The following is a 25383-nucleotide window of genomic DNA, read 5'->3' on the forward strand; positions in this document are numbered from 1 at the left end:
TGTCGCGGCTGCTGACGGCAAGGCCTGTTCGATCCTCGTTTCAGCGGTTTACAACGATGGTAAAGAGACGGTACAACCGAGGTGAGACCGGTCCGCCCCCCAGGTTTCCCGAGGTGTGTCATGAGATTTGTGCGTGCCGCCGTATCCGTTGTCCTGCTGCTCGGTGTGGTGACGCCGACCGCATCGGCCGCCGAGTTCCAGGAGAAAGCTGTGACGTCGCAGACGTTCCGGAATCCGGTGAACCCGTCGGCCGATCCGTCGATGATGTTCTACAACGGCAAGTACTACGTCGCGACCACCCGCGGCGACCGGATCGGGATCTGGTCGTCGGCCAGTCTGGCGACGCTGCTGGTGCAACCCGAGCAGGTCGTCTGGCGTGACTCCGACACCTCGCGCAACACGCAGATGTGGGCGCCGGCGTTCCGCCACGTCGGCGGCCGTTGGTACATCTACTACACGGCTTCGGACGGCGTCGACGCCAACCACCGGATGTACGTTCTCGAGTCGGCCGGCGACGACCCGCTCGGGCCGTACAGCTTCAAGGCGAAGATCGCGGACTTCGGCGAGTACGCGATCGACGGCGAACCGTTCACGATCAACGGGCAGCAGTACTTCGTCTGGACCGGCCCGGGCCGCGGTCAGGGCGGGCCGGCACAGCTGTACATCGTCCGGATGAGCAACCCGTGGACGTCCGTCGGCGACCGGGTCGCGATCCCGGCCGACGGCGGGTGCAGCGAAGTACGCGAAGGGCCGACCCCGTTGTACGGCGCGACGCGGACGTTCCTGACGTACTCGACGTGTGACACCGGGAAGCCGGACTACCAGCTGTGGATGAAGAGCATCGCGAACGGCGCCGACCCGATGGTCGCGTCGAACTGGGTGCAGCACGCCGGGCCGATCTTCTCCCGCAACGACGACACCGGTGTGTGGGGTCCCGGGCACCACTCGTTCTTCAAGTCGCCCGACGGCACCGAGGACTGGATCGCGTACCACGGGAAGAACACCAGCGTGTATACGTATTCCTTCCGCACCACGCGGGTCCAGAAGATCACCTGGAACGCGGACGGTACGCCGAACCTCGGCCGCCCACTCGCCGCCGGCGCGACGCAGGACCTGCCGTCCGGCGACCCGGGTTCGTCCAACTACTGGATCAATGACACCGACGCTGCCGTCGCGTACACCGGTGCGTGGAGCTCAGGATCCGGCTGCGGCAACCAGTGCTTCTGGGGCAACGACCACTGGAGCTGGGAACCGAACGCGACCGCCACGATCAGCTTCACCGGCACCCGCGTCGCGCTCCTCAGCGTCGCCGACACCGGAAACGGCATCGCCGCCATCTCGATCGACGGCGGTCCCGAACAACGCGTCGACTACTACAGCTCGATCCGCGTCGGCGAACAACTCATGTACATCAGCCCGTCCTTGCCGTCCGGCCCGCACACCGTCCGGGTACGCGTGACCGGCGACAAGAACCCAGCCTCGACCAGCGCGGTCATCAGCCTCGACCGCATCGAGGTGTACTGACCGACCCACTTCAGACCTGGATCAGCTCGGTTCCACGAGCCGAATGCATAGTCACATGACTTATATCCAGTCGTTGTTGTGGAGAGGAAAGTAATGCGTCGAATTCGCGCCCTGATCGCCGGTGGCACCGTGGCGATCGTGGGGCTGGTGTCGCTGGTCATGATTCCAGCGGCGCAGGGGGCCGGCAGCGCGCGGGTGTCGGTGAGCTTGGCAGCACCGGCATCAGCCGCATACGGGTCGACGATCAAGCTGACGGGACGCGTGACGCGGTACCACACCACGACTGGTGTTCGCAGCGCCAGCGTTGTTCTGCAGCGGTCGGTACATGCGAAGAACCATTACGGGAATCTCGCCAGCACGCGCACGTCATCAGCCGGATCGTTCGCGTTCTCGGTCAAGCAGGTTGCGGCCTACGACTACCGGATCTACTTCCCGGGCAACTCGACGTACGCGCGCGCCTACAGCCCGGTCCGGTATCCCGTCACCAATCGGGCACAGACGATCGACTCGATCGCCACCACCAACGCAGACCTCGGCGAGTTGACGGTGACGGGTCACGCCACGCCCGCGCCCGCAAACGGCGCAATCGTTGCCCTGCAGCAGTATCTGCCTAGCTACCGGGTGTGGGCGACCATCGCTTCCGGCAAGACCAGCGCCGGCAAGGTAGCGATCAAGGTCAACCGACCGGGTTCGGTTGCGGCGTACCGGCTCATGATCGGAAGCGTGTCCACGTACGGTCCGGGTATTTCGCCCGCCAAGTCGTTCGCGCACTACGTCTGGCGCAATGCATTCGCTGGCGGCATCGACCACGCTGCGTACAGTGTCGAGGCCCGGCTGCAGAGCATCGGCATCCTGGAGGACCAGCCTGGCCAGAACTCGGTGCACTCCTATGTGGCTGGTTCATCCGGGACGTGGGCTGAGGTCGGTCCGAAGATCACGGGGTGCAGGGAGGCACGACAGTTCACCCGGAACTTCGCGGCGACGGGGTTGGTCCCGCCGCGGGTCGGGCTGCTCACATCCAACTCGACAGGCGAAATCAAGACTCTGCCATCGGACACCACCGAGGTCAGCTCGAGCATCGACCTCACCGGCTCGTCCTTCCTCAATCACATCACATACCTCCAGGACAACACGGCCAGCAGCTCCGCCAACATCCTGATCCGGATGCAGCTGCGCTGCGCCAACTGACTCCCGCGAGCCCCACGTTCTACTCCGGCGTGGGGCTCACGCGTGTCAGCCCTTCAGACCCGAGGCGAAGCCGCGGATCACGTAGCGCTGGAGGACGAGGAACAGCAGGAGGATCGGCAGTGCGGCGAGGATCAGGCCGGCGGCCACGAGTCCGTAGTTCGACGTGTATTGGTTGACGAAGGCAAATACTCGGACGGGTACGGTTTCGTGGCCGGAGCCGCCCAGGTACAGCAGCGGGGTGAAGAAGTCGTTCCAGATCTGTACGGCGTTGAGGATCAGCACCGTACCGGTGATCGGCCGGAGCAGCGGGAAGATGATGTGCGCGAACGCCTGCAGGTGCGAGGCGCCGTCGATCAACGCCGCGTTCGTGTAGTCGGCCGGCAGTGAGCGGATGAAGCCGGTGTAGAGGAAGACCGTGAACGGTAACTGGATCCCCGTGTAGAAGAGGATCATGCCTTGGTACGTCCCGAGCAGGCCGAGGTGGTCGACGAGCTGGTACAGCGGGATCATCCCGAGCTGGAACGGCAGGATGATGCCGACCAGGAACAGGATGTAGAGGCTGTAGCTCAGGCGGGTCACCGTACGGGCAAGGAAGTACGCCGCCAGCGCGCCGAGCGCGATCAGCAGCAGCACGCTCACGACGGTGATCAACGTACCGTTCAGCAAGGCCGATCCGAGCCCCGCCTCACGCCAGGCCTCACCGAAACTGCCGACGCTCGGCGGCGACGGCAGCGCCAACGGCTTGTTCGCGATCTGCTGCGGATCCTTGAACGCCAGCGTCACCAGTACGTACACCGGGAACAGGAAGCCGATCGCGACCGCGATCATCACGACCTCGAGCAGGAACGTGCGCGGACGGTATTTCATGCCGTCGTCTCCCTCGACCTCAGGTACCCGATCTGGATGAACGACACCGCCGCGACGAAGATCGCCAGCACGAGCGCGACCGCCGTACTGTAGCCGAACTTCCCGTACACGAAGGCCTGCTTGTACAGCACGGTCGACAACGTGTCCGTCGCGTACCCGGGCCCGCCGTTCGTCATCGCGATGATCTGGGTGAACAGCGTCAGCCCGCCGACCGTCGACAGCATCACGTTGATCGTGACGGCCGGCGCGAGCAGCGGCCAGGTGATGTGCCGGAACCGGGCGACCGTACCCGCGCCGTCAACCATCGCGGACTCGTGCAACTCGGCCGGTACGCCTTCGAGGCCGGCCAGGAAGATCACCATCGAGTACCCGGCGCACTGCCAGATCACCGTGAACGCGACGGACCACAACGCGATCGACGGATTCCCCAACCAGTCCTGCCGCAACGACCCGAGCCCGAGCGCACCGAGCGCGGCGTTCAACCCCGCGTCCGGCGCCGGGTTGTACACGAACTTCCACAGGAACGCGACCATGACGGGACTGACCACGACCGGCGCGAAGAACACCAGCCGCAACAACATCCGGCTCTTGATCCGCGTATGCACGCCGAGCGCGAGCAGCAAGCCGATCCCGTTCTGAACAACGACAATCGCAACCGTCAGCAACAAGGTGTTGCGCAAGGCCCCCAACGCCTGATCGTCCTGGAACAACGCCTTGAAGTTGGCCACCCCAACGAACGACTTGGCGTTCCCCACCCCCGACCAGTCGGTGAACGCCGATCCCGCACCCGCGATACTCGGATACAGCACCACCAACGCGTAAACCACCACCGCCGGCACCGCAAACCACCACGGCGGCACGATCCCTCCGCGCCGCCGGGTTCGCCTGGCCGCTACCCGCACATCCACCGCTGAAACCGTCATGCGCCCTTCTTGTATGCGTCGTCCATCTTCTTGAGGGCGTCCTGGACAGTGGTTTTGCCACCGAGGAGTTGCTGGACGACAGCGAAGTGGGTGGGTTGTACTTCGGCGTTCGGCCAGCGTTGGTCCATGAACGGGACGGCTTTGTTCGCCTTCAGGAGTGGGAGGAAGGAGGTCAGGGCGGGGTCGACCTTCGCGTCGCCGTAAAGGGGAACGCAGGAGACTGCCTCGGCCCAGGTGTTCAGGTTCTCCTGCTGGCCGCAGTAGTCGAGGAACGACTTGGCCTGGTCGGCCTTCTTCGACTTCGCGCTGACCGCGATGCCGACGACGACACCCGCCGGGATCCAGTTGTCGGCGGCAACATCCGTGGCCGGGAACGGGAACATCGACAGGTCGTCCGGGGCGGTCGCCGCGGCCCGGAACGCAGACAGTACGGCGGACACCTGCACGGCCATGCCCGCCTTGCCGGTCGCCACCATCGAGGTCGCCTGCTCGTACGTCGTACCGTTCGGGTTGTCGTTGAAGAAACCCTTCTTCTGCAGCTCGAGGTACTTGTTCATCGCGTCGACCCAGCCGGAGTCCGCGAACGACGCCTGGCCCGCGGCCATCTTGTCGTCGAAGTCCGGCGTCTTCGAGTAGACCGTGCCCGGGACCAGCGCGTACGGGATCAGCTGGGTGATCCACGGCGTCTGCGCGCCGAGGGCGATCGGCGTGATGCCCTTCTTCTTCAGCTTGTCGCAGACCTCGAGCAGCTCGGACCAGGTGGTCGGCGGCTGCACGCCGGCGGTCGCGAACGCCTTCTTGTTGTAGATCGCGCCGAGCATGCTGGAGCCGGGCGAGAAGATGTACGTCTTGCCGTCGTTCTGGAACGCGCCCTTGAACCCAGCCGGAACCTGCTGCGTCCACGACTGGCCGCTCAGGTCGGTGAGCAGTCCGGCCTTGCTGAGCTGGACCATCGACATCGCGCTGCCGTTGCCCGGGTAAACCACGTGCACGTCGGGCGCGTTGCCGCCGCCGAGCTGGGTACGGAGCGCGGTCTGCACCTGGTCGGCCGGGGCGAACGACAGGTTGAAGTCGAAACCGGAGTGCGAACTCTTGTACGAGTCCAGCACCTTGCGCAGGCCGGCCTCCTGGTCGCCGACGCCGATCACCTTCAAGGTGCCTCCGGCCGACGACGAGCCGCTGCCGCTACCACCGCCGCAGGCCGCGAGGGTGCCGGCCGCGGCGGCGCTGAGGGTCGCACCGCCGGCCAACTGCAGCAGCCGCCTTCGGCTTAGGGACCGATCGAGTGCCATGGGATCCTCCAGAGATACCGGCCGAGAATGTGAAGTAACCGCAAGATCGTGTTACTTTTGTCACGCGGGACGCTACGGTCGGCCCGAGAGGGTGTCAAGACCCTGTTGAAAGGATTCAGTCGATCACGGTCTGAAAAGCCGTCCGCGAGGGTTTTGGCCCGGTGACTGGGTCGCCTGAGAGGATGGGCCACGTGTCCGTGACCGCCTCCCCGCTTCCGGCCCGTACGACGTCCGTCGCGCCGGGGCCGTCGACGACCTGTGGACCGGTGCGGGTGTGAGACGAGTTCTCCTGGTCGGCCTGCTCTTGCTGGCCTTGGCCCTCGGCGTCGGCGGCGGCTACTACGCGGGCGACTACCTGGACGGCCCGGATCCGAGCACCTCCGGCGCCGCCGACCCGCTGGGCGAGGTCTCCCCGTCCCCCACACCGTCCCAGACCCCCACGGAGCCCCCGCTCCCGGTCAAAACCCCGGTCCCGAGCAACCTCGACCCCCTCCAGCCCGGCATGAACTACACGAACCGCACCTTCACCGTCCACCCCGAACCCGACCAGGCCGTCCAGCTCTCCCTCCAGATCCCGGACGGCTGGAAGCTGACCCGGGACGACAGGTACCCCGGCGAGGTCAAGTTCCTCGACAAGCTGAAGCAACGCGCGGTGCGGGTCCAGTCCGTCGATCCGGCCCAGCAGAAGACCCCGGCCGAGGCGATGGCACAGCTCGTCGTCAACCTGAAGACGAGCCAGCCACCGCAGAACAACGTCCAGATCGTCGCCCAGACGCCCGAGACGATCACCGGCGACGACGGCGTGCCCCGGTCGGCCGCCACGCTGACCTACACCTACGTCCCCAGCGACGTTCTGCGCTACGTGTTCGTCCGCTTCATCGCGACCAACGGCCAACTCGCCAACATCTCCATGAGCGTCAGCGGCATCCCCGCCGACGCCCCCGCCCTCACTGAGATCCTCAAGAACGCCTCCAGCTCGGTGACCGAGACCGGCTAGCCCGCTCCAGCGGTAGGCTGACGCGCCGCCCACAGACCTGGAGACACCACCATGTGATCGAGCGGCGCTCGCAGCCGTGTCGGAGTGGCGGGCGAGCCTCGGTTTTCACGGAATTGTTACACCGCGGCTGCAACCTGAGGGACGGCTGAGGTGTCTTCTGTTAGGTAGACCTGGAGAGGTGGGGAATGGCGAGGACTGTCACCAGGCGCGCGATCCTGGGCGCAGGCCTGCTGACCCTGGCCGGCGTGGGCGGTGCCGGTGGATACGGCGCGGGCCTGTTCCTGACCGCCGAACCCAGTCTGGCGGGTACAGCGGTCCCCTTGCCGACGGGCGCCTCATCGACCCCGTCGACGACTCCTAGCAGTCCGCCACAACCGAAGAAGATCGTGCCGGACAACTCGAAGGCGCTGAACGCCGACGAGGTCGAGTACAAGACCCGTGAGTTCGAGGTCACGGCCGTTCTGCGCTCGACCGTCCATGTGCGGGTGCCGAGCACCTGGAGCTTCACGCAGCCGGATCCGCCGAAGATCGGCCGGTACACCGACCCTACCGGGAAGCGCTGGATCCGGATCGAGGCAGGGTTCACGATCCGGAGGCCGCCCGCGGAGTCGATGGCCGAGAAGCTCAAGAACCTCTCCTCGGTGCCACCCGCGCAGCTGCTGTCGATCAAGTCCCAGGACGTCGACCCGGACACCAAGGAAGCGACGCTGGTCTACACGTACGTGCCGGACAACGCGATCCGGTACGTGATCACGCGCTGGGTGGCGAACGGCGACGGCCTGTGCACATTCGAGATCTCCGTGACGGGCTTGCCGCAGGACCGCACCGCGCTGGAGGACATCCTGCAGCACGCTGCTGAGTCCGCAGTTCGCGACGACTCTTCCATCTAACTCCCGAGGTACGCCGACAGCTCTTCGCGGCCCCTGTCCGAGAGGTAGACGGCTCGGTGCGTTGGGCGGCGGTGGAGCCATTGGCGGGTTAGTAGGGATTTGGTGATTGCTGCGCCTAGTTGGCCTGCCAGGTGGTGGCGTTGTTCGCTCCAGTCGACGCAGAAGCGTAGGAGCGGGCGGCGGGTTGGCTGGGCTCCCAGGTCTACTCCTAGGGTGGCGAAAACGCTTGTGGCGTTGGGGCCTAGGGCGTACGGGCCGTCTGGGAGCTGCTGGGCCAGGGGGTCTTCGGGGCGGCGTTCGGTCCCCTCACGACCGTCTGTGCGGGTCAGGGCACCCTGGCGTACCAGGCCTTCCAGTAGAGCTACGCCTAGGCGTCCAGCTAGGTGGTCGTAGCAGGTACGGGCTTCTCGGAGGGCTGCGGCGCGGGTGCTTTGGCGGAGGGACTTTATCGGCTCGGGCTTCGCCAAGCGGGCCAGGGCTTCTACGGCCGCGGCCACCTCGGGTCCTGCGAGTCCGTAGTACCTGTGGCGTCCTGAGCGCTCAACGGTGACCAGTCCGCCGTCCAGCAGCTTGTGGAGATGTGCGCTGACGGTCTGCGGTGACACGCCCGCTTCTGAGGCCAGCAGCGAAGCAGGCAGGGATCTGCCGTCGGCCAGTGCCATCAGGACCTTCGCCCGGGCCGGCTCAGCCATGAGTGCTGCTACGCGTGCTACGTCCGCGTCTCCGTCCATACCTCCATGCTTGCACCAGCACACTTCCATGGAGGCCGAAGTGTTGCGATGGGAACTTGGAGGACATGCTCCTTGCACTGCTCTGCGTCGGCATCTTCCTGATCCAGCTGGACGTCACTGTCGTCAACGTCGCACTACCGACGATCCGGGGCGACCTCACGACCACCCTGGCGGGACAGCAATGGGTAGTAGCGGCGTACATGATCGCTCTGGCCGTACTCCTACTCCCCTCAGGCGCCTTGGGCGACCGCGTCGGCCACAGACGCGTACTGATCACAGGGCTCGCGGTGTTCGGCGGTGCCTCTCTCGCATGCGGTACGGCACCCACGATCGAGCTACTCGTTGCTGCGCGAGCAGTACAAGGCATCGGCGCCGCGCTACTTCTGCCAGGCACCCTGGCCGTCATCACCGACCTGTACGTCGACAGCGCCGCAAGAGCACGCGCTGTGGGTATCTGGTCAGGTGCCGGCGCGCTGGCGTTGCCGTCTGGTCCACTGCTCGGCGGCGCTCTCGTAGCAGGCCTCGGCTGGCGGGCCGTGTTCCTCATCAATCTGCCGATCATCGCCGTAGGACTCCCCCTCGCCTGGCGGCTCGTCCCGCGACAGCAGGTCAATCAAGAACGTTCTCACACAAGACTGCGGATCGGCCGGGATTTCGTCGGCGCCAACGTGATTGCAGGACTGATGAACTTCGTCGGCCTCGGCACTGTCCTCGTACTGACGCTCTACTTGCAGGAACACCTTTCCCAGAAGGCGTTCCGGGCCGGCTTGGAGCTCATCCCGCTCTTCCTCCCGTTAGCCGTACTAGGACCTGTCTCCGGCCGGATCACCGCCCGCTACGGTCCCCGCCTCCCGATGTCGATCGGGCTCACGCTCGGCGTCGCCGGCTCGCTGTTCCTCCTACACGTCAACGACCACAGCGGCTACGCAGCCGTCGTACCAGTTCAGCTGGGCTTGGGAATCGGCATGGGCTTCCTCACAGCCGCCGTGGTGCACGCAGCGATCGCTGCACTGCCAAGAGAACGCGCAGGCTTCGCCAGCGGCGTCAACAACACCAGCCGTCAGGCGGTGGGGGCCTTGGGCATCGGTGTGTACGGCGCTGTGGTCGGCCACTCGCACAGCTTCGTCAGCGGGCTGCACGCACTGGCCTGGTTGGGAGGTGGTCTGTGGGCCGTTGCCCTCGGCATCACCTGGCTGACCGTGCGGGGACCTCAGTCGACCGGCCAGATGGTGCGGAAGATGGTGGAGCGGAGGCGGTAGAACCTGCGGCGTACGGACTGGATCAGCGCCGGCGAAGGCCGCAGCCGTTCGGACGGGAGACGCATTGGGGACTTCCTAGGGGGTGTATTGCACCGTGTCAGCGATCTCGGTGGCACGGACCGGGTCGGAACCCGGGACGACCACCTGCACCAGAAGCGAGCCGCCGTCCCCGTGATCGACGACTCGTTGGAGCAGCACGATATCCGCACCGAAGCAGCCACTGGAAACCCGGTCCGTGACCGTCTGTTCACCAACCGCATGCGGACGTGGTCCGCCGGGGTTTGCGCACTGGTTGCTGTCCGGCAGCGCCAGCTTGGTGCTGGAGACACCGATGAACACCCCTGGTGTCTTGCCCGACCAGTCCGCGTCCTCGCTCACCCGGAAGGCTGGAGCGCTGGCCTTCGTGCCCGGCACGGTCCAGTTCGACGTGGCCCGGGAGTGCGCCCAGGCCTCGGGCAGCTCGAGCTGGAACCCGTTCTGGGCGACCGGGACCAGCTTGTGGCCGGCCAGGTACCAGTGGCCGCCGTACCCGACGCCTCCACCGACGACCAGCGCCAGCAGCGCAGCAACCACCCAGCGGCCGGTCCGCCGCTTCTTCTTCGCCGTGGTCGCAGGAGCAGGCTCCGCAACCGGCTCAGGCTCGGCAGGAGCCGGGAGGACGTCGACGGTTTCCGACGGCGGCTCTTCCTCCGCCTTCACGATCGTCGGCTGGTTCTCGTCGCTCAGCGCGGTCTTCTCGCCGTCGGGCTCCGGGTCCGAGTCGTCGGAAACGACCTCGATCGTCTCGCGGAGCGGGAAGTCGCGGGTGTTCTCGTCGAGCGCACCGACCAGCTGCTTGGTGAACGACTGCACGTCCGGCCAGCGCTTCTCCCGGTCCGGGTCGAGCGCGCGGACGATCGCCGCGTCCACCTGCTCGGGCAGCTCGAACCCGAGCGAACTCGGCGGCGGCGCCACCTGGACCCGGCTGGCCGCGCCGAGACCGTCGACCTGGTGCGGCGAGCGCCCGGTGATGGCGGCGTACGCGACGGCGCCCAGTGAGTACTGGTCGGCGCGCTGGTCGAGGCGTTCACCCAGTGCCTGCTCCGGAGCGACGTACGACGGGGTGCCGCCGGGCATGGTGATCCGCGACACCTCGTCGAGCGACTTGCCCAGGCCGAGGTCGGACAGCACCGCCCGCTCGCCGTCGTCGGTGCTGCGGAACAGGACGTTCGCGGGCTTCACGTCGCGGTGCAGCAGCCCGCGCCGGTGCAGGGCCTGCAGGCCGCGGCCGACCTGGACGACCACGTCGACGGCGTCGGCCAGCTCCAGCGGCTTCTGCTTCAGGCGGTCCGCCAGCGTGCCGCGGTCGGCGTACGTGAGCACCAGGAACGGGCGGCCGTCCTCGAGTTCGCCGACGTCGTGGACCTGGACGACGTGCTCGGACTCGACCCGGCGCAGGAACCGGCCCTCCTCCAGGAATCGTTTCCGGACCGACTCGTCGTGGCCCCAGTTGTCGGCCAGCACCTTGATCGCCACGTCGGCGTCGAGCTGCTCGTCATGAGCCAGCCAGACCGTCGCGAAACCGCCTGAGCCCAGGCGTCGGCGCACGACGTACCGACCGAGTCTGGTTGGGACCCCCATACAAGGCATTATGGAGTATTGGAGTGTCCTTACCGGTCCCGATCCAGGGGCCGATCGAGAGCAAAGGCGCAGATGAGCGAGAGCACCAGCCCGACCGACGACCTCGCCACCCTCGCGGAGGCGGCGCAGGCGGGCGACAAGAACGCGATGGACGACCTGCTCCGGCAGGTGTATCCGCGCGTCCTGCGGATCTGCCGGAGCGTCCTGCCGTACTCCGCCGACGCGGAGGACGCGGCGCAGGAGGCCCTGCTGAACATCGCGACCAAGATCAACACCTACTCCGGTCGCAGCAGCTTCTCGACCTGGGTGCATTCCGTTGCGGCCAACTCCGCCCGCTCGACGTACCGCAAGCTGAAGCGCTCCGCCCAGGCCGCGCACAACCCGGAGCAGATGGAGAAGCCCGACCCGCGCACCACCAGCGTGATCGCCGGCACCCGCCTGGACCTCCTGGAGGCGCTGGAGACCCTCGAGCGGGACCGTCCGCAGATGGTCACCCCGCTGGTCCTGCGGGACGTGTACGGGCTGTCGTACGAGGAGATCGCCGCCGAGGTCGGCGCCCCGCTCGGCACGGTCAAGTCCCGCATCCACGACGCCCGCGAGGTCGTCCGCCCACTGCTCCGCCCGAAGGACTGAACCTGACGCGGGCATACTCTCCGAGTTATGTCCGCCCGGGGGTTGCTGCACAACGGTGATTACCTGAAGTTGCTGACCGGCCAAACGGTCAGCTCGCTGGGCTCCGCGATGAGCTCGTTCGTCTTCACCCTCCTCGGCCTGGCCATCACCGGTTCGCCGGTGCAGGCCGGCCTTGTCGGTACGGCGTCCTCACTCGGCACGATCCTCGTCGCACTGCCTGGCGGCGCACTGGCCGACCGTTGGAGCAGGCGCCGGATCCTGGTCGGCTACACGTTCCTCGGGGCCTTCCTGTTCGGCTCGGTCGCCGTCGCCGCCTGGCTCGGCCACCTGACGCTCCCGCACCTGCTGCTGGTCGGCCTGCTCAACGGCGCCGGGTACGCCCTGTTCACGCCCGCCGAGACCGGGGCGCTCCGGGAGATCGTCGCCCCCGAGGACATCAGTACGGCCCTCGCCGCGTCCCACGGCCGGCAGAACCTGGCCGGTCTCGCGGGCGCACCGCTCGGCGGTCTGCTCTTCTCGATCGGCCGGGCGATCCCGATCGCGGCCGACGCGGTTTCGTACCTGGTGATGGCGGTCATGCTGACGACGATCCGGCACCCGCTGCCGGCCCCGGAGCCCGACGGCGGCACGCACGAGCCGATCCTGAAGGCGATCCGCTCGGGCCTCGCCTGGCTGGTCCGCCAGCGCGATCTGCGGACCATCGCCGTCGCGGCCACCCTGCTCAACTTCGCCGCGAACGGGACCATCCTCGTACTGATCCTCAGCATGCAGCAGCGCGGTGTACGGCCGTCCGTGATCGGGTTGCTGGAGACCGGGATGGGCATCGGCGGTCTGGCCGGCGCGTTCGCGGCGCCTCGGCTGCTGGCTCGCTACAGCACGGGCAAGATCACCATCCTCGGCGCTTGGGTCGTCACCGTGACGTTCGCGGCGACGGCTCTGAGTACGCTCCCTGCCGTACTGATCGCGCTGCCCGCGGTCGCCGTCTTCCTGCTGCCCGCGCTGAACTCCGGGCTGTTCGGCTACCAGATGCTGATCACGCCGAACCACCTCCAGGGCCGGGCGCAGAGCGCGTTCATGTTCATGTCCAACACCGCCGCCCCGCTGGCGCCGTTCCTCGGCGGTGTCTTCCTGGCGACGCTCGGTGCCCGGACCGCGCTCCTCGTGTTCGGCGCGCTGCTCGGCGTCGGCGCGGTACTGCTCACCGCGAGCAGGCCGATCCGGACGATCCCGTTGCTCTCCGAGGTCGAAGCGGCGTGAAAGTGGGTCTCCCGTTCCGGGCGGTCCTGTGCTCAGATGGTGGGCATGAAGAAGCTCATCAACGACCCTGGTGATGTTGTGAGTGAGGCGCTGCGGGGGATGGCAGCAGCGCATCCGGACCGGCTCCGGGTGGACCTGGAGAACCGGATCGTCTACCGCAAGGACGCACCGAGACCCGGGAAGGTCGGGCTGATCTCCGGCGGCGGCTCCGGGCACGAGCCGATGCACGGCGGGTTCGTCGGCGCCGGGATGCTGGACGCGGCCTGCGCGGGCGAGGTGTTCACCTCCCCGGTGCCGGACCAGATGATGGCCGCGACGAAGGCCGTCGACGCCGGAGCCGGCGTACTGCACATCGTCAAGAACTACACCGGCGACGTGATGAACTTCGAGATGGCCGCCGAACTGGCCGCGGCCGACGCCGGTACCGAGGTGTTGTCGGTGGTGACGAACGACGACGTCGCCGTCCAGGACAGCCTGTACACGGCCGGCCGCCGCGGCGTCGGCGTGACCGTACTGCTGGAGAAGATCGTCGGCGCCGCCGCCGAGGAGGGCCGCTCGCTGCAGGAGGTCGCGGACCTGGCCAAGCGCGTCAACGACAACGGCCGCAGCATGGGGATGGCGCTCACGTCGTGTACGGTCCCGGCCGCGGGCAAGCCGACGTTCGAGCTCGCCGAGAACGAGATGGAGGTCGGCATCGGCATCCACGGCGAGCCCGGCCGGCAACGGTTGCCGCTGGCCCCGGCCCGCGAGATCGCCGAGCTGCTGGTCGACCCGGTGGTGTCCGATCTCCCTTATCGGCAAGGCGATTCGGTGATCGCGTTCGTCAACGGCATGGGTGGTACGCCGCTGATCGAGCTGTACCTGATGTACAACGAGGTCGCGCAGCTCCTCGACCGCGCCGGCATCACGGTCGCCCGCTCGCTGGTCGGCAACTACATCACCTCGTTGGAGATGGCCGGCTGCTCGGTCACGCTCCTGAAGGTGGACGACGAACTGGTACGTCTCTGGGACGCCCCGGTGAACACCCCCGGCCTACGGTGGGGTGCATGAGCGTCGAGAACTTCGTCAACTGGTTACGGGACGTCGCTGCTTCGCTGCACGAGAACGCGGCGTACCTGACCGAGCTGGACTCCTCGATCGGGGACGCGGATCACGGCGCGAACATGGACCGTGGGTTCCAGGCCGTGGTCGCGGTGCTGGACGAGACGTCGTTCGACAGCGCCGACGAGCTGCTGAAGAAGGCCGGGATGACGCTGGTCAGCAAGGTCGGCGGGGCGAGCGGGCCGCTGTACGGGACGTTCTTCCTGCGGTTCGGGACCGCGCTGGCCGGCGCCGACCTGACGCCGGAGACGATCGGCAAAGGGCTGCACGCCGGTGTCGAGGGCATCCTGGCCCGCGGCAAGGCCGAACTCGAGGACAAGACGATGTACGACGCGTGGGCTCCGGCGCTGACGGCGTACGACGCGGCGGTCGCGGACGGGGCGGACCTCGGTACGGCCCTGACCGCCGCGGCGGAGGCGGCCGCCAAGGGACGGGACGCGACCACGCCGCTGGTCGCCCGGAAGGGGCGGGCGAGCTACCTGGGTGAGCGGAGCGCCGGTCACCAGGATCCCGGCGCAACCAGTACGACGCTGATCTTGGAGTCCGCGGCCCGAACGCTCGCATGATCGGGATCGTGGTGGTGTCGCACAGCCGGGCGCTGGCTGATGCGGCGGTCGGACTTGCCGCGGAGATGGTTGCCGAGGACAAGCGCCCGGTGATCGCCGTTGCCGCCGGGCTGGACGCGACGACGTTCGGCACCGATGCAGTGGCGGTGTCGGAGGCGCTCGGGGTCGCGGACAGTGCGGACGGGGTGCTGGTGCTGCTGGATCTCGGGTCGGCGGTCCTGAGCGCTGAGCTGGCGCTGGAGTTCGTGGACCCCGAGGTCGCGGCGCGGGTGCGGTTGACGAGCGCGCCGCTCGTCGAGGGGTTGGTCGCGGCTGTCGTTACCGCGTCGACCGGCGCTTCGTTGGATGCCGTTGCGGCTGAGGCTGCGCGGGGCTTGGTGGGTAAGCAGGACCACCTGGGTGATGCGGACGTTGCCACTGCGGGCCCGGTGGTTGCGGGAGATCGCAGTGTCGAGGTGGTGGTTGAGAACGAGCACGGGCTGCATGCTCGGCCGGCGGCGCGATTGGTTGGCCTGGTCAACGGTTTCGACGCTGTGGTGACGTTGACCGATCTGGACACGGGCAAGGGTCCCGTCGATGCGGGCAGTTTGAGCATGGTCGCGACGCTCAACGCCCAGCAGGGCCATCGATTGCTGGTCGGAGCCAGCGGTCCGCAGGCAGGTGAGGTCCTCGCGGCGGTCGAGGCGCTGGCCGATGACAACTTCGGCGATGCGGTTGTGGAGAAACCCGCCGTGGCGCTGGTCGGCGGTTCGGGGCTCGACGTCGCGATCGGCCCGGCGGTGCTGGCGGGCACGGAGGTCGACCTCGCCGGTTATGTTGCCGCCGACAACGAACAGGCTCGGCTGGACGACGCGACGGAGCACGCGGCCGCAGACCTCCGCGAGCTGCGCGACACCACCGGAGAACACGGCGCCATCTTCGAAGCCCACCTGGCCCTCCTCGCCGACCGCAAGCTGTTGGACGAGGTCCGCACAGCAGTCACCGACGGCACCTCAGCAGCTCTCGCCTGGAGGCAGGTATACGACGCCCTGGCCACCACCTTCGAGCACCTGGACGACCCGTACCAGCAAGAACGCGCACAGGACGTCCGCGCGGTGCGGGACCGCGTACTGCGGTTGCTGGCCGGCGTCACCGAGGAGGTACCTGCCAACGGCATCCTCGTCGTACCTGAGTTGGATGCGGCTACTGCGGCGACGGTTGATGCGACTGCGATTGCTGGGATCGCTGTTCGTGCGGCGGGCACGACGGGGCACGGGGTGATTGTGGCTCGGTCGCGGGGGATTCCTTTGATTGCTGGGATCGGGGACGTCGAGGTGCCGGCCGGGGTGACGGTGGCCTTCGACGCCCGGACCGCTTCGTTCGAGATCGCGCCGGACGAAGCGCGGGTACGCGCCACGATCGCGGAGCGGGCGGGCGAGCGGGAGCGGGCGGTCGCGGAAGCCTCGCAGCCTGCGGTCACCCGGGACGGCAAACACCTCGACGTACTGGTGAACGTCGGGGTCGTGCAGGACGCCGTCGAGGCACGCGGAGCGGACGGATCGGGGCTGGTACGGACCGAGGTGCTGTTCGGCGAACGGCGTACGGCGCCGACCGTGGACGAGCAGGTGGACGCGTTCCGGGCGATCGCGCGGGCGCTCGACGGCAAGCCGATCACGATCCGGACCTGGGACGTCGGCGGCGACAAGCCGCTGCCGTTCCTCCCGCAGGACAAGGAGCCGAACCCGTTCCTCGGCGAGCGCGGCATCCGGGTCTTCCGCCGCCGCCCGGAACTGCTTCGCGATCAGCTCGAGGCGATCCGCCGGACGGCGGCCGAAACCACTGTCCACGTGATGTTCCCGATGGTCACGACCGCCGAGGAGGTCGCCTGGGCGCTTGACCAACTCGGCCCACGGGACAACCTCGAAGTAGGCATCATGGTCGAGGTCCCAGCGGCCGCCCTACGCGTCGCGAGCCTCGCCAAGGACCTCGACTTCGTCAGCATCGGCACCAACGACCTCACGCAGTACACCACCGCCGCGGACCGCACCAACGCCGCAGTGGCTCCGCTGGCGGACGGCCTCGACCCCGCGGTACTCCAACTGATCAGTCACGTGGTCCACCACGCCGGAGTACGAGTAGCCGTCTGCGGTGACCTCGCCAGCGACCCCCAGGCCGCAGTACTCCTGGCAGCCCTCGGTGTAACCGAGCTGAGCGCCGTAGGCCCGCAAATCCCCTTGGTCAAGGCAGCACTGCGCCAGGCCGACCTAGGCCGGGTCGACACCGCCGCAGTGCTCGCGGCTAATGACGCAGCTCAGGTCCGCGGCTTGCTGTAGTAACGCAGCTCTACCAGGTTGAAGCCTGAGGTGCGCTCGGGCTTCGCGGGCAGGGTGTAGGACTCGCCTGGCTCCAGGTAGGTGACGTCCCGGTGCTCCAGGTCCAGGTCGACCACCAGAGCGGGGTAGGCGCCGGTGTGCCAGGTGTAGGACTCGCCGGCTTCAGGCGTGACGTGCTGGACGCGTACGTCGTCCTCGTCGACCACCAGCTTGGTGGGGATCTCGCCTGCCTGCTCGAAACCCGCTTCGGCAGGTACGCCCGACACCGCGAAGTACGGGTCGCCCGAGGCTTCCTCGCCCAGGTCCAGGACCTCGATGAGGCGGTTGAGGTAGAGGTTGTCGCCGTCGTTGGTGAGCATGTGGACCGGGGACACCGGGCGGTAGACCGAGCCGCCGACGGTTTCGCTCAGGTGACGAGCAGGGCTGCCGTCCAGCCAGTCCATGTGGCAGGGGGACGTCGACAGACACAGGACGACGTACGGGTTGTGGTGCAGATGCCAGGCCTGCGCCGTACCGGGCTGCAACTCCACCTCCCAGACGCGGACGCGCGAGTTCTTCAGCAGCACCCGGGTGCCGATCTCCCCGAGTACGACCTCCGTGCCGTCCGGAGCGGTGACAGTAGTCCCAGCAGTCATGCGTTCTCCTCGATCGGTCGTTCCATCGCGACGCCGGGGAGCAGGGTCCCGTCCGGCATCGGTAGCTGCGCGGCCTCCACCTCTGTGAAGCCGAATGCCTTGTAGAGCGGTACGCCGGGCAGCGTCGCCATCAGTGCGAGCCGAGTGAACCCTTCCGCGCGCGCAGCCTCCGTACACGCGTTCAGGATCGCCCTGCCAAGTCCGCGGCGGGTCCAGTCCGCCCGGACGAACATGGCGCGGATACGGGCAGGCTCGGTCGCCGGATCGAGCAGCCGGGTGTCAGCGCCCGCAGTACTCGCGTTGAACAGCTTGTTCCGCCGGCTCCACCCACCGCACGCGACAACCTCCCCACCCGCCTCCAGCACGTAGTAGGTGCCGTCCTCGATCAGAGCGGTGTCCAGCGTGGTGATGTGCTCAGCCGCACTGGCTGTCTGCACCGCGTCGTAGTACGCCGGGAACTGCGTCTCCACCGCAGCCCGAGCCAACGCAGCCACCGCAGGCCCATCCCCCACCACAGCCAACCGCAACACAGGCTCCACGCCCACAGGCTAGCTGGAGTCGCGGCTCCTGCTCATCCAAGACCAGGCGAAGTAGTCCCAGACACCACCGCCGACCAGAAAGAAGACCCCGAAGAGAACGGTGGCCACGTTGGCGTGGGAAGCCAGCATGGAGGCGCCCAGCAACAGGAACGGCACGGACACTGCGACCGCGCACTTGTAGACCCAGACGCGCCACCTGGGGGTCTCCCCCGGCACCTTGATCGGCTTGTCGAGCACCGGTGCCGGCAGGCCCTCGAAGACCTCCCGCAGCTGCCCGCGGTTCTTGGCGGCGTAGAGGAGGTTCGTACGGCGGTCCAGCTCGGGCTTGTCGATCCGGCCGAGGCTGAACTGTTCCGCCAAGGCGTCCGAGCACAGCGAACGGTCCGGGTCACTCAGCAGCAACCTGTCGCGGACCATGGACGGACGCGCCGGCGGCCGGCGCAACCTCGGCGGTTGCCGCGGCGGCTGCTGCGACTGCGACTGCGACTGCGACGGAGGATTGGGGCGCATGGCCTCCACGGCGATGCCCTTGAGCACGCCGCCGATCGCCTTGCCGATCGCGGCGGACGGAGACTCGATGATCTCCCCGACCACCTTCAGCCGCCCGGCGCCGTTCACGGTCAGCTCGTACTCCGCCGGCATGCCCTGCTGCGGCCGGCGCTTCACGAACGTCTCCTCGACCAGCTGGTCAAGCGCGGACTGCACGCTGTGATCGGTCGCGCTGGTACGGCGTACCAGCTCGGCCCGCGTCAGCGGTGCGTGTTGCAGTTGCTGCAGGAGCGTGCTCGAGCATCGCGTCGATCGCCACAGGTTCCCCCCTCGGCTCGTCCCCTGAGCAGTATCTCAGGAACAGGCGGTCACCGAGCCTCCACGGAAAGCTGCAGCAGGCCTCCTGAGTACGTTGGGCGTAGCACGGCCTCTACGCGGATGTGTTGCGTTCGTACGGGGGTGAAGGTGGTGGTGTTGAGCTTGTCGGTGTCCACGTCGTATGCGGTGGGGTTGTTGACCGGTCGCCAAGTCTCGCCGTCCAGCCAGAGCACGCGCCACGACTGGGGTACGCGGCACTGGCCGGAGCCGGTGTCGTCGAACCAGTACGCCGCGACGCCTGAGACCTCGCGCACCGAGCGCAGGTCGTACTCGATCCACTCGGTCGTGCCGCGCCGGTCCCACCACGTGAAGCGCGGGATTGACGTGTCTGCGGAGGATTCCGGCGTACGACCGGAGGCGGGCGCTTCGAGGGAGTCCCCGTAGTTCACGTGCGACGCGGTGATCCTGGTGCGGTAGGTCCACTCCTCCCCCGAAGCGGAGACCTGCGGGAACGACGTGACGCGCAGCCGGGCCGCGCCCATCGGGATGAGCGCCACGGTCTCCACTGGCTCCGCTGACTTCGCCGGGCTCTGCTGGAGCAGTCCAACGACATCCTCGACGTCTGTCTCCCACTGCGGGATCCGCTGCGCCTGTGTGGTGAGCGCCAGCGGCACACCGTCCGTCGTGAACGGGTTCTCGCCAGTCTCCCGTTGTACGAGCTCGAACGACGCGCCCGCGACCAGACCGTAGTTCCACGGCGATTCCGGGTACACCGACAGTTCGGGCGTACCGCCGATGCTTTCATAGCGCTCGTCGATCTTCAGCGAGTACGTCAGCGGACCACGGTCGACGGACACCGAGTCGTGGTTGGCGCTCCAGACGCGTGTGGTCGTACGCATCGGCAGAGTCAGCTCCACGCGATCACCTGAGTGCCAGGTACGCTCCACCTTCAGCCAGTCGCCCGCCACCGGCACCTGTTCGCCGTTGACCTTCACCGACACACCGTGCGCCCAGCCAGGACGCCTTAAATACAAGGGAAAATGCACTGGTCGCGCAGCCCGCACGGTGAACTCAAGACGGTCCGAGAACGGATAATCGGTGTCCTGCTCGACGGTAACCGTCTCACCGGTCCCCACAGTCGCGGTGACCTTGCTGGCCGCGTACATCGACGCAGCCAGTCCGTTGTCGGTAGTGGCGAGCCACAGCTCCTGCGCGTAGTACGGCCAGCCCATGCCGTAGTTGTGCGGACAACACCGGTACTGGTGCACGCCGTAGAGATAAGAACCCATCGGAAACGCGTTCTGGAACTGCCCGTGCTTCGGCTGATTGTCCAGCTGCACGCTGTTCGCACAGGTGATGTAGTGCATCACCTGCTGCTTCGGGTCGTAAGAAGCAGGCAACGAGTTGAACGCGAGCTCCTCGCACCTGTCCGTCCAAGCGACGTCACCGGTGAACCGCGTGAGCAGCTCGCAGCTGTGCATCAGCTCGACGATCCCGCACGTCTCGAACCCCTGCCGCGGATCACCGTACCCAGGCCGGGAGTTCTCGTCACCGGCGAACCCACCACCCGGGAACTGCCCGTACATCCCCATGATCGTCGCGTAGTTCCGGTACGTCGCATCGTGATGCTTGGAGTCTCCCGACAACAGCCAGTACTGCAACGGCTCTCGGAAGCCCTGCGCCAGGTTGACGTTGTGCCACGTAGGAATGCCGTCCACATAGTCCGCCGACCCGCTGTGCATCTTGGTCACCAGGTCGAGCAGCCACGAGTCACCGGTCCGGTTGTAGAGCCAGTACGCGCTGTCGATGTTGTCGCCCCAGCGGAACGCACCCCACGACCGGTTGAACACCTCCGCCGGTTGCGTGTTCTGGAACCGCAGGTACTTCGTCATGAACGGAATGACCCGCTCATCGCCCGAGTACTCGTACCAGGATCGGAACGCCGCCAGCAACGGCATCCCCGGCCAGAAGTCGGGCCCGTCCTCCAACGAGGTCCGCAACCGCTCCGGCCCGAACCACCCGTCGGCTGCCTGCGTCGCGAGGATGCCGTCCATCCACCGCTGCGTCCTGGTCAGTACGCCGGTGTCTCCCGTGACGTACCCGAGGTCACCGAAACCCCGGAGCCAGTACGGCAACTCCTCCCAGGCCCCCTGCGCCGGGTCGACCCAGCCGTTCGTCTCGTAGACCAGGAAGTCCGAGATCTCGTCGTACCGCCCGCACAGGCCGTTGACCTGCAGAGCGAGCTGCTGCGCCAGCCAGCCACGCGGCTCGATCGCGCCGGGTGGAAGCTTCTGGAACGGGACAGGTCGCAGTGGTGCGCGTTGCGGGACGTAGTGTCCACCACGGTCGGCGACAGACAGGAAAGTCAACGGCACTCCTTCGAAAGACACGGAAAGACGGCACACGTTTTCCGTCGTTGACAACGTAGGACTCGGCTAAGCTCTCCCGCAAGACCGAGAGGACACCAGATGCGGCCACCTACAGTGCGGATGGTGGATGTCGCCGCGCTCGCGGGCGTCTCCGCCGGCACCGCGTCCAAGGCGCTGAACAACACCGGCCAGCTCAGCCAGGAAACCCGCGACCGGGTCCTGCGGGCCGCCGCGAAACTCGGGTTCACGCCTGATTCCCGCGGCCGCGCGCTCTCCTCGGGACGCACGTACACGGTCGCGTTGCTGACCACCGACAGCACCGGCCGCTTCAGCATCCCGATCATGCGCGGCGTCGAGGACGTGCTGAGCGCGGGCGAGCTGGCGACCGTACTCTGCGACACCCGCGACGACCCGCTGCGCGAGCAGACGTACCTCCGCTCGATGGTTGCCCGCGGCGTCGACGGAATCGTCGTCACCGGCCGCCGTACGGAGCCGCGCCCGCCGATCGACGTCCCGCTGCCGGTCGTCTACGCGATGGCCGCCTCCAGCGATCCGCGGGACGCGTCGGTGATCGTCGACGACGCTGCCGGCGCCGCGTCCGCGATCACACACCTGCTCGGCATCGGCCGCACCCGGATCGCGCACATCACCGGTCCCAGCAACCACCGCTCGGCCGTCGGACGGGCCGAGGCCGTGACCGCGACCGCCGGCGCCGCCTTCTGCGGCGAGCCCTTGTACGGCGAGTGGAGCGAGCGGTGGGGCCGCCAGGCGACTGACGTCGTGCTGCGCCAGGACCCCGACGCGATCAGCTGCGGCAGCGACCAGATCGCCCGCGGCGTCTGCGACCGGCTCCGCGAGCTGGGCCGCACCGTCCCCGACGACATCGCCGTCACCGGCTACGACAACTGGCCGGTGATGGCGCTGGCGAGCCGTCCCCCGCTCACCACGGTCGACCCGCGACTCGAGGACCTCGGCCGCCGCGCCGCCACCCTGCTGCAGAAGGCGATGGCAGGCCGACCGCACCACGGCGTACTCGAGCTCCCGGCGCAGCTGATCACCCGGGAGTCGACGCTAGGAGCCTGACTTCCGGCGCTCCTCGCGCTGCGGCCGGGAGGCCCAGCGGTAGGCGAAGAACACCCAGGCGAGCGCAGGCAACCCGAAGATCGCCGCGGCGACCTCGCGCCCGAAGACCAGGAACAGCAGTCCTGCCAGCGCGAACGGCAACGCCATCCACACCGCGCCGACGAACGCCGCCCACCGCCACTTGCCTTGCTTGCGCGGCGCGGGCTTGTACAGCGACGGTGTCGGCAGGCCCGCGAAGATCGGGATCAGGTCGCCGTGCGTCACCGCGTCGTTCAGCAGGTCCACCCGGTGGTGCAGTTCGTCCTCGTCCAGCCGGCCGATCGCGAACTGCTCGGCCAGCTCGTCGGTACAGACGTGCCGTTCCTCGTCGGTGAGACGGATGTTGACCATCCGCCGCCGGGTCGCGACCTCGCGCGCCTCCTGCCCGGCCGCGGTCGCAAACCCGATCAGGTCGGCCGGTTTCACCGGTCGCCGCTCAGCCATCCGCCTCACCTCACACTCGTCTCTCAGAGTGTGCCATCCGGGTGGTTAGTTCAGCGCCGCCGGAAGTGTCGAGGTCCACGCCTCGCGCAGCTCGGTGAGCGGGATCTCGAACTGGTCCTGGACGTCGAGGGTGTCGCCGGTGACGACGCCGATCTTCGCGTGCGGGAAGCGGCGCGCGGTGCACATGTCGGTGAACCGCACCTCCTCGGTCCGCGGTACGGCGACAACTGCCCGGCCGGTCGACTCCGCGAACAGGAACAGGAACGGGTCCAGCCCGTCCGGCGCCCAGACCCGCGCGCCGACGCCGCCGCGCAGCGCGGACTCGACCAGTGTCTGCGCGACGCCGCCGTCGCTGACGTCGTGTGCCGCGTCGATCAGCCCGTCCCGGGACGCGTTGATCAGGATGTCGGCCAGCTGCTTCTCGGCATCCAGGTCCACCGCCGGCGGCCGCCCGCCGAGGTGACCGTGGACGACGTGCGCCCACTCGGACCCGGACAGCTCCTCCTCGGTCTCACCGAGCAGGTACAGCTGGTGGCCCTCCATCTCGGCGGTGAAGCCGATCGGCGTCCGGCGGGTGACGTCGTCGATCACGCCGAGCACGCCGACCACCGGCGTCGGCAGGATCGGGGTCTCGCCGGTCTGGTTGTAGAACGAGACGTTCCCGCCGGTGACCGGCATACCGAGTTCCTTGCAGGCGTCGACCAGGCCACGGATCGCCTCGACGAACTGCCACATCACGCCAGGGTCCTCGGGGGAACCGAAGTTCAGGCAGTCGGTGACCGCGACCGGCCGGGCACCCGTGGTCGCGACGTTCCGGAAGGACTCCGCGAGCGCGAGCTTCGCGCCGGTGTACGGGTCGAGCTTGGCGAACCGGCCGTTGCAGTCGGTCGACACCGCGACGCCGAGGCCACTGGTCTCGTCGACCCGGATCATCCCGCTGTCCTCGGGCTGCGCGAGCACCGAGTTGCCCAGCACATACCGGTCGTACTGGTCCGTCACCCAGGACTTGTCGCACAGGTTCGGCGACGCCACCAACCGCAGCAGCGTGTCCCGCAGCTCCGCACCGCTGGTTGCCCGCGGCAACTTCTCGGCGCCGTCCGCCTGCAGCTCGTCCTGCCACTCCGGACGCGCGTACGGACGGTCGTACACGGGTCCCTCGTGCGCGACGGTCCGCGGCGGTACGTCGACCACCCGCTCGCCGTGCCAGTCGATCTCCAGCCGGCCGGTGTCGGTGACCTCACCGATCACGTCGGCCTGCACGTCCCACTTCGCGCAGATCTTCAGGAACGCCTCGACGTTCGCAGGCGTGACGACCGCCATCATCCGTTCCTGCGACTCGCTCATCAGGATCTCTTCCGGCGCGAGCGACGCGTCCCGCAGCGGCACCTTGTCGAGCGAGACGTGCATGCCGCCGTCGCCCGCGCTGGCCAGCTCGGACGTCGCGCAGGACAACCCCGCGCCACCGAGGTCCTGGATGCCCTCGACAACATTCGCCTGGAACAGCTCGAGCGTGCACTCGATCAGCAGCTTCTCCATGAACGGGTCGCCCACCTGGACAGCCGGCCGCTTGGTCGGGCCGCCGTCCGCGAACGTCTCCGACGCCAGCACGGACACGCCACCGATGCCGTCCCCGCCGGTCTTCGCGCCGTACAGGATGATCTGGTTGCCGAGGCCGGTCGCGTTCGCGAGGTGCAGGTCCTCGTGTCGCATGACGCCGACGCAGAGCGCGTTCACCAGCGGGTTGCCGACGTACGTCGGGTCGAAGACGACCTCGCCGCCGATGTTCGGCAGGCCGAGGCTGTTGCCGTACCCGCCGACGCCGGAGACGATCCCAGGCAGTACGCGCTTGGTGTCCGGCGCGTCCAGCGGGCCGAACCGCAGCGGGTCCATCACCGCGACCGGGCGGGCGCCCATCGCCAGGATGTCCCGGACGATGCCGCCGACCCCGGTGGCCGCACCCTGGTACGGCTCGACGTACGACGGGTGGTTGTGCGACTCGACCTTGAAGGTGACCGCGTACCCCTCGCCGATGTCGATCACGCCGGCGTTCTCGCCGATCCCGGCCAGCATCTTCCCGGCCGGCGTCTCCTGCGGGATCTCGCCGAACTTGCGCAGGTGCACCTTGGACGACTTGTACGAGCAGTGCTCGCTCCACATCACCGAGTACATCGCCAGCTCGCAGCTGGTCGGGCGGCGGCCGAGAATGTCGCGGATCCGCTGGTACTCGTCCGGCTTCAGGCCGAGCTCTGCCCAAGGCTGCTCGGTCTCAGGGGTGCTGGTGGCGTTGCTAACGGTGTCGGTAGACAC

The 25383-nt window shown here is 67.8% G+C and carries 22 protein-coding genes and 1 pseudogene; 12 read left to right on the top strand and 11 right to left on the bottom strand.

What is annotated here, in order from left to right:
- The first annotated feature begins 120 nt into the window (after nucleotides 1–120).
- Both ACFYRU_RS08365 and ACFYRU_RS08370 read left to right on the top strand, forming a co-directional pair.
- Nucleotides 121–1524, top strand: a complete 1404-nt coding sequence (locus tag ACFYRU_RS08365; RefSeq protein WP_387654623.1) for a family 43 glycosylhydrolase — start codon at nucleotides 121–123, stop codon at nucleotides 1522–1524.
- A gap of 138 nt (nucleotides 1525–1662) precedes the next feature.
- Complete coding sequence (locus ACFYRU_RS08370; RefSeq protein ID WP_387654625.1) at nucleotides 1663–2712, top strand: hypothetical protein; 1050 nt, start codon at nucleotides 1663–1665, stop codon at nucleotides 2710–2712.
- Between the two features lie 45 nt (nucleotides 2713–2757).
- Here ACFYRU_RS08370 and ACFYRU_RS08375 read toward each other — a convergent pair whose 3' ends face one another.
- Genes ACFYRU_RS08375 through ACFYRU_RS08385 form a run of 3 tightly spaced genes read right to left on the bottom strand, consistent with a single transcriptional unit; the run spans nucleotide 2758 to nucleotide 5794 of the window.
- A complete protein-coding gene (locus tag ACFYRU_RS08375; RefSeq protein WP_387654628.1) occupies nucleotides 2758–3579 on the bottom strand; it encodes a carbohydrate ABC transporter permease in 822 nt (273 codons plus the stop codon).
- Nucleotides 3576–4502 carry a carbohydrate ABC transporter permease gene (locus ACFYRU_RS08380; RefSeq protein ID WP_387654630.1) on the bottom strand — a complete coding sequence of 309 codons (927 nt, stop codon included), beginning with the start codon at nucleotides 4500–4502 and terminating at the stop codon, nucleotides 3576–3578. Before ACFYRU_RS08380 ends, ACFYRU_RS08375 begins: the two co-directional genes overlap by 4 nt.
- Nucleotides 4499–5794, bottom strand: a complete 1296-nt coding sequence (locus ACFYRU_RS08385) for an ABC transporter substrate-binding protein (RefSeq protein WP_387654632.1) — start codon at nucleotides 5792–5794, stop codon at nucleotides 4499–4501. The genes ACFYRU_RS08380 and ACFYRU_RS08385 overlap by 4 nt, the downstream gene beginning before the upstream one ends.
- A 274-nt stretch (nucleotides 5795–6068) precedes the next feature.
- On the opposite strand from ACFYRU_RS08385, the gene ACFYRU_RS08390 reads away from it, so the two are divergent.
- Both ACFYRU_RS08390 and ACFYRU_RS08395 read left to right on the top strand, forming a co-directional pair.
- The gene (locus tag ACFYRU_RS08390) at nucleotides 6069–6791 is read left to right on the top strand and encodes a hypothetical protein (RefSeq protein WP_387654635.1); all 723 of its coding nucleotides are present in this window, start codon (nucleotides 6069–6071) and stop codon (nucleotides 6789–6791) included.
- Between the two features lie 185 nt (nucleotides 6792–6976).
- Entirely contained in the window at nucleotides 6977–7681 is a 705-nt protein-coding gene (locus ACFYRU_RS08395) for a hypothetical protein (RefSeq protein ID WP_387654637.1), read from the top strand.
- On the opposite strand, the gene ACFYRU_RS08400 is transcribed toward ACFYRU_RS08395, so the two are convergent.
- On the bottom strand, nucleotides 7678–8442 hold the full coding sequence (locus ACFYRU_RS08400) for an ArsR/SmtB family transcription factor (protein ID WP_387654640.1): 765 nt from the start codon (nucleotides 8440–8442) through the stop codon (nucleotides 7678–7680). The genes ACFYRU_RS08395 and ACFYRU_RS08400 overlap by 4 nt on opposite strands.
- A gap of 35 nt (nucleotides 8443–8477) precedes the next feature.
- Between ACFYRU_RS08400 and ACFYRU_RS08405 the strand changes: the two genes are divergently transcribed.
- Entirely contained in the window at nucleotides 8478–9671 is a 1194-nt protein-coding gene (locus ACFYRU_RS08405; protein ID WP_387654643.1) for an MFS transporter, read from the top strand.
- Nucleotides 9672–9746: 75 nt separating this feature from the next.
- On the opposite strand, the gene ACFYRU_RS08410 is transcribed toward ACFYRU_RS08405, so the two are convergent.
- Complete coding sequence (locus ACFYRU_RS08410) at nucleotides 9747–11291, bottom strand: serine/threonine-protein kinase (protein ID WP_387654646.1); 1545 nt, start codon at nucleotides 11289–11291, stop codon at nucleotides 9747–9749.
- 72 nt (nucleotides 11292–11363) lie between these two features.
- On the opposite strand from ACFYRU_RS08410, the gene ACFYRU_RS08415 reads away from it, so the two are divergent.
- The 6 genes and pseudogenes from ACFYRU_RS08415 to ptsP all read left to right on the top strand — a co-directional run bounded on the left by ACFYRU_RS08415 (nucleotide 11364) and on the right by ptsP (nucleotide 17160).
- Nucleotides 11364–11924 carry an RNA polymerase sigma factor gene (locus tag ACFYRU_RS08415; RefSeq protein WP_141855817.1) on the top strand — a complete coding sequence of 187 codons (561 nt, stop codon included), beginning with the start codon at nucleotides 11364–11366 and terminating at the stop codon, nucleotides 11922–11924.
- Nucleotides 11925–11951: 27 nt separating this feature from the next.
- Nucleotides 11952–13181 (top strand): MFS transporter, encoded by a 1230-nt coding sequence (locus ACFYRU_RS08420; RefSeq protein WP_387654649.1) that lies wholly within the window; start codon nucleotides 11952–11954, stop codon nucleotides 13179–13181.
- A gap of 45 nt (nucleotides 13182–13226) precedes the next feature.
- Complete coding sequence (dhaK, locus tag ACFYRU_RS08425; RefSeq protein WP_387654652.1) at nucleotides 13227–14231, top strand: dihydroxyacetone kinase subunit DhaK; 1005 nt, start codon at nucleotides 13227–13229, stop codon at nucleotides 14229–14231.
- Nucleotides 14228–14848: a dihydroxyacetone kinase subunit DhaL gene (gene dhaL, locus ACFYRU_RS08430; protein WP_387654655.1), complete on the top strand. Its 621-nt coding sequence runs from the start codon at nucleotides 14228–14230 to the stop codon at nucleotides 14846–14848. Before dhaK ends, dhaL begins: the two co-directional genes overlap by 4 nt.
- Nucleotides 14845–15255: pseudogene (gene dhaM, locus ACFYRU_RS08435) on the top strand (dihydroxyacetone kinase phosphoryl donor subunit DhaM); the annotation flags it as partial. The gene dhaL and the pseudogene dhaM, both read left to right, overlap by 4 nt.
- Nucleotides 15256–15306: 51 nt before the next feature.
- The gene (gene ptsP, locus ACFYRU_RS08440) at nucleotides 15307–17160 is read left to right on the top strand and encodes a phosphoenolpyruvate--protein phosphotransferase (protein WP_387658061.1); all 1854 of its coding nucleotides are present in this window, start codon (nucleotides 15307–15309) and stop codon (nucleotides 17158–17160) included.
- Here ptsP and ACFYRU_RS08445 read toward each other — a convergent pair.
- The 4 genes from ACFYRU_RS08445 to ACFYRU_RS08460 all read right to left on the bottom strand — a co-directional run bounded on the left by ACFYRU_RS08445 (nucleotide 17139) and on the right by ACFYRU_RS08460 (nucleotide 21510).
- Nucleotides 17139–17795: a hypothetical protein gene (locus ACFYRU_RS08445; RefSeq protein ID WP_387654658.1), complete on the bottom strand. Its 657-nt coding sequence runs from the start codon at nucleotides 17793–17795 to the stop codon at nucleotides 17139–17141. The two genes, ptsP and ACFYRU_RS08445, sit on opposite strands and share 22 nt — an antisense overlap.
- Nucleotides 17792–18334, bottom strand: a complete 543-nt coding sequence (locus ACFYRU_RS08450) for a GNAT family N-acetyltransferase (protein ID WP_387654661.1) — start codon at nucleotides 18332–18334, stop codon at nucleotides 17792–17794. Before ACFYRU_RS08450 ends, ACFYRU_RS08445 begins: the two co-directional genes overlap by 4 nt.
- 9 nt (nucleotides 18335–18343) lie before the next feature.
- Nucleotides 18344–19039: a DUF1707 domain-containing protein gene (locus ACFYRU_RS08455; protein ID WP_387654664.1), complete on the bottom strand. Its 696-nt coding sequence runs from the start codon at nucleotides 19037–19039 to the stop codon at nucleotides 18344–18346.
- Nucleotides 19040–19191: 152 nt separating this feature from the next.
- Complete coding sequence (locus tag ACFYRU_RS08460) at nucleotides 19192–21510, bottom strand: beta-L-arabinofuranosidase domain-containing protein (protein WP_387654667.1); 2319 nt, start codon at nucleotides 21508–21510, stop codon at nucleotides 19192–19194.
- Between the two features lie 99 nt (nucleotides 21511–21609).
- Between ACFYRU_RS08460 and ACFYRU_RS08465 the strand changes: the two genes are divergently transcribed.
- Entirely contained in the window at nucleotides 21610–22593 is a 984-nt protein-coding gene (locus ACFYRU_RS08465) for a LacI family DNA-binding transcriptional regulator (protein WP_387654668.1), read from the top strand.
- On the opposite strand, the gene ACFYRU_RS08470 is transcribed toward ACFYRU_RS08465, so the two are convergent.
- Both ACFYRU_RS08470 and purL read right to left on the bottom strand, forming a co-directional pair.
- Nucleotides 22582–23076, bottom strand: a complete 495-nt coding sequence (locus ACFYRU_RS08470) for a DUF1707 domain-containing protein (protein WP_387654671.1) — start codon at nucleotides 23074–23076, stop codon at nucleotides 22582–22584. The two genes, ACFYRU_RS08465 and ACFYRU_RS08470, sit on opposite strands and share 12 nt — an antisense overlap.
- Before the next feature lie 45 nt (nucleotides 23077–23121).
- On the bottom strand, nucleotides 23122–25383 hold the full coding sequence (purL, locus tag ACFYRU_RS08475) for a phosphoribosylformylglycinamidine synthase subunit PurL (protein WP_387654673.1): 2262 nt from the start codon (nucleotides 25381–25383) through the stop codon (nucleotides 23122–23124).

Source organism: Kribbella sp. NPDC004536, assembly GCF_042873835.1.
Taxonomy (GTDB): Bacteria; Actinomycetota; Actinomycetes; order Propionibacteriales; family Kribbellaceae; genus Kribbella.

Coding starts and splice junctions, on each gene's coding strand:
- ACFYRU_RS08365 (WP_387654623.1), top strand. CDS start 121: ATGAGATTTGTGCGTGCCGCCGTATCCGTTGTCCTGCTGCTCGGTGTG.
- ACFYRU_RS08375 (WP_387654628.1), bottom strand. CDS start 3,579: ATGAAATACCGTCCGCGCACGTTCCTGCTCGAGGTCGTGATGATCGCG.
- ACFYRU_RS08380 (WP_387654630.1), bottom strand. CDS start 4,502: ATGACGGTTTCAGCGGTGGATGTGCGGGTAGCGGCCAGGCGAACCCGG.
- ACFYRU_RS08385 (WP_387654632.1), bottom strand. CDS start 5,794: ATGGCACTCGATCGGTCCCTAAGCCGAAGGCGGCTGCTGCAGTTGGCC.
- ACFYRU_RS08395 (WP_387654637.1), top strand. CDS start 6,977: ATGGCGAGGACTGTCACCAGGCGCGCGATCCTGGGCGCAGGCCTGCTG.
- ACFYRU_RS08400 (WP_387654640.1), bottom strand. CDS start 8,442: ATGGAAGTGTGCTGGTGCAAGCATGGAGGTATGGACGGAGACGCGGAC.
- ACFYRU_RS08405 (WP_387654643.1), top strand. CDS start 8,478: ATGCTCCTTGCACTGCTCTGCGTCGGCATCTTCCTGATCCAGCTGGAC.
- ACFYRU_RS08410 (WP_387654646.1), bottom strand. CDS start 11,291: ATGGGGGTCCCAACCAGACTCGGTCGGTACGTCGTGCGCCGACGCCTG.
- ACFYRU_RS08415 (WP_141855817.1), top strand. CDS start 11,364: ATGAGCGAGAGCACCAGCCCGACCGACGACCTCGCCACCCTCGCGGAG.
- ACFYRU_RS08420 (WP_387654649.1), top strand. CDS start 11,952: ATGTCCGCCCGGGGGTTGCTGCACAACGGTGATTACCTGAAGTTGCTG.
- dhaK (WP_387654652.1), top strand. CDS start 13,227: ATGAAGAAGCTCATCAACGACCCTGGTGATGTTGTGAGTGAGGCGCTG.
- dhaL (WP_387654655.1), top strand. CDS start 14,228: ATGAGCGTCGAGAACTTCGTCAACTGGTTACGGGACGTCGCTGCTTCG.
- ACFYRU_RS08445 (WP_387654658.1), bottom strand. CDS start 17,795: ATGACTGCTGGGACTACTGTCACCGCTCCGGACGGCACGGAGGTCGTA.
- ACFYRU_RS08465 (WP_387654668.1), top strand. CDS start 21,610: ATGCGGCCACCTACAGTGCGGATGGTGGATGTCGCCGCGCTCGCGGGC.
- ACFYRU_RS08470 (WP_387654671.1), bottom strand. CDS start 23,076: ATGGCTGAGCGGCGACCGGTGAAACCGGCCGACCTGATCGGGTTTGCG.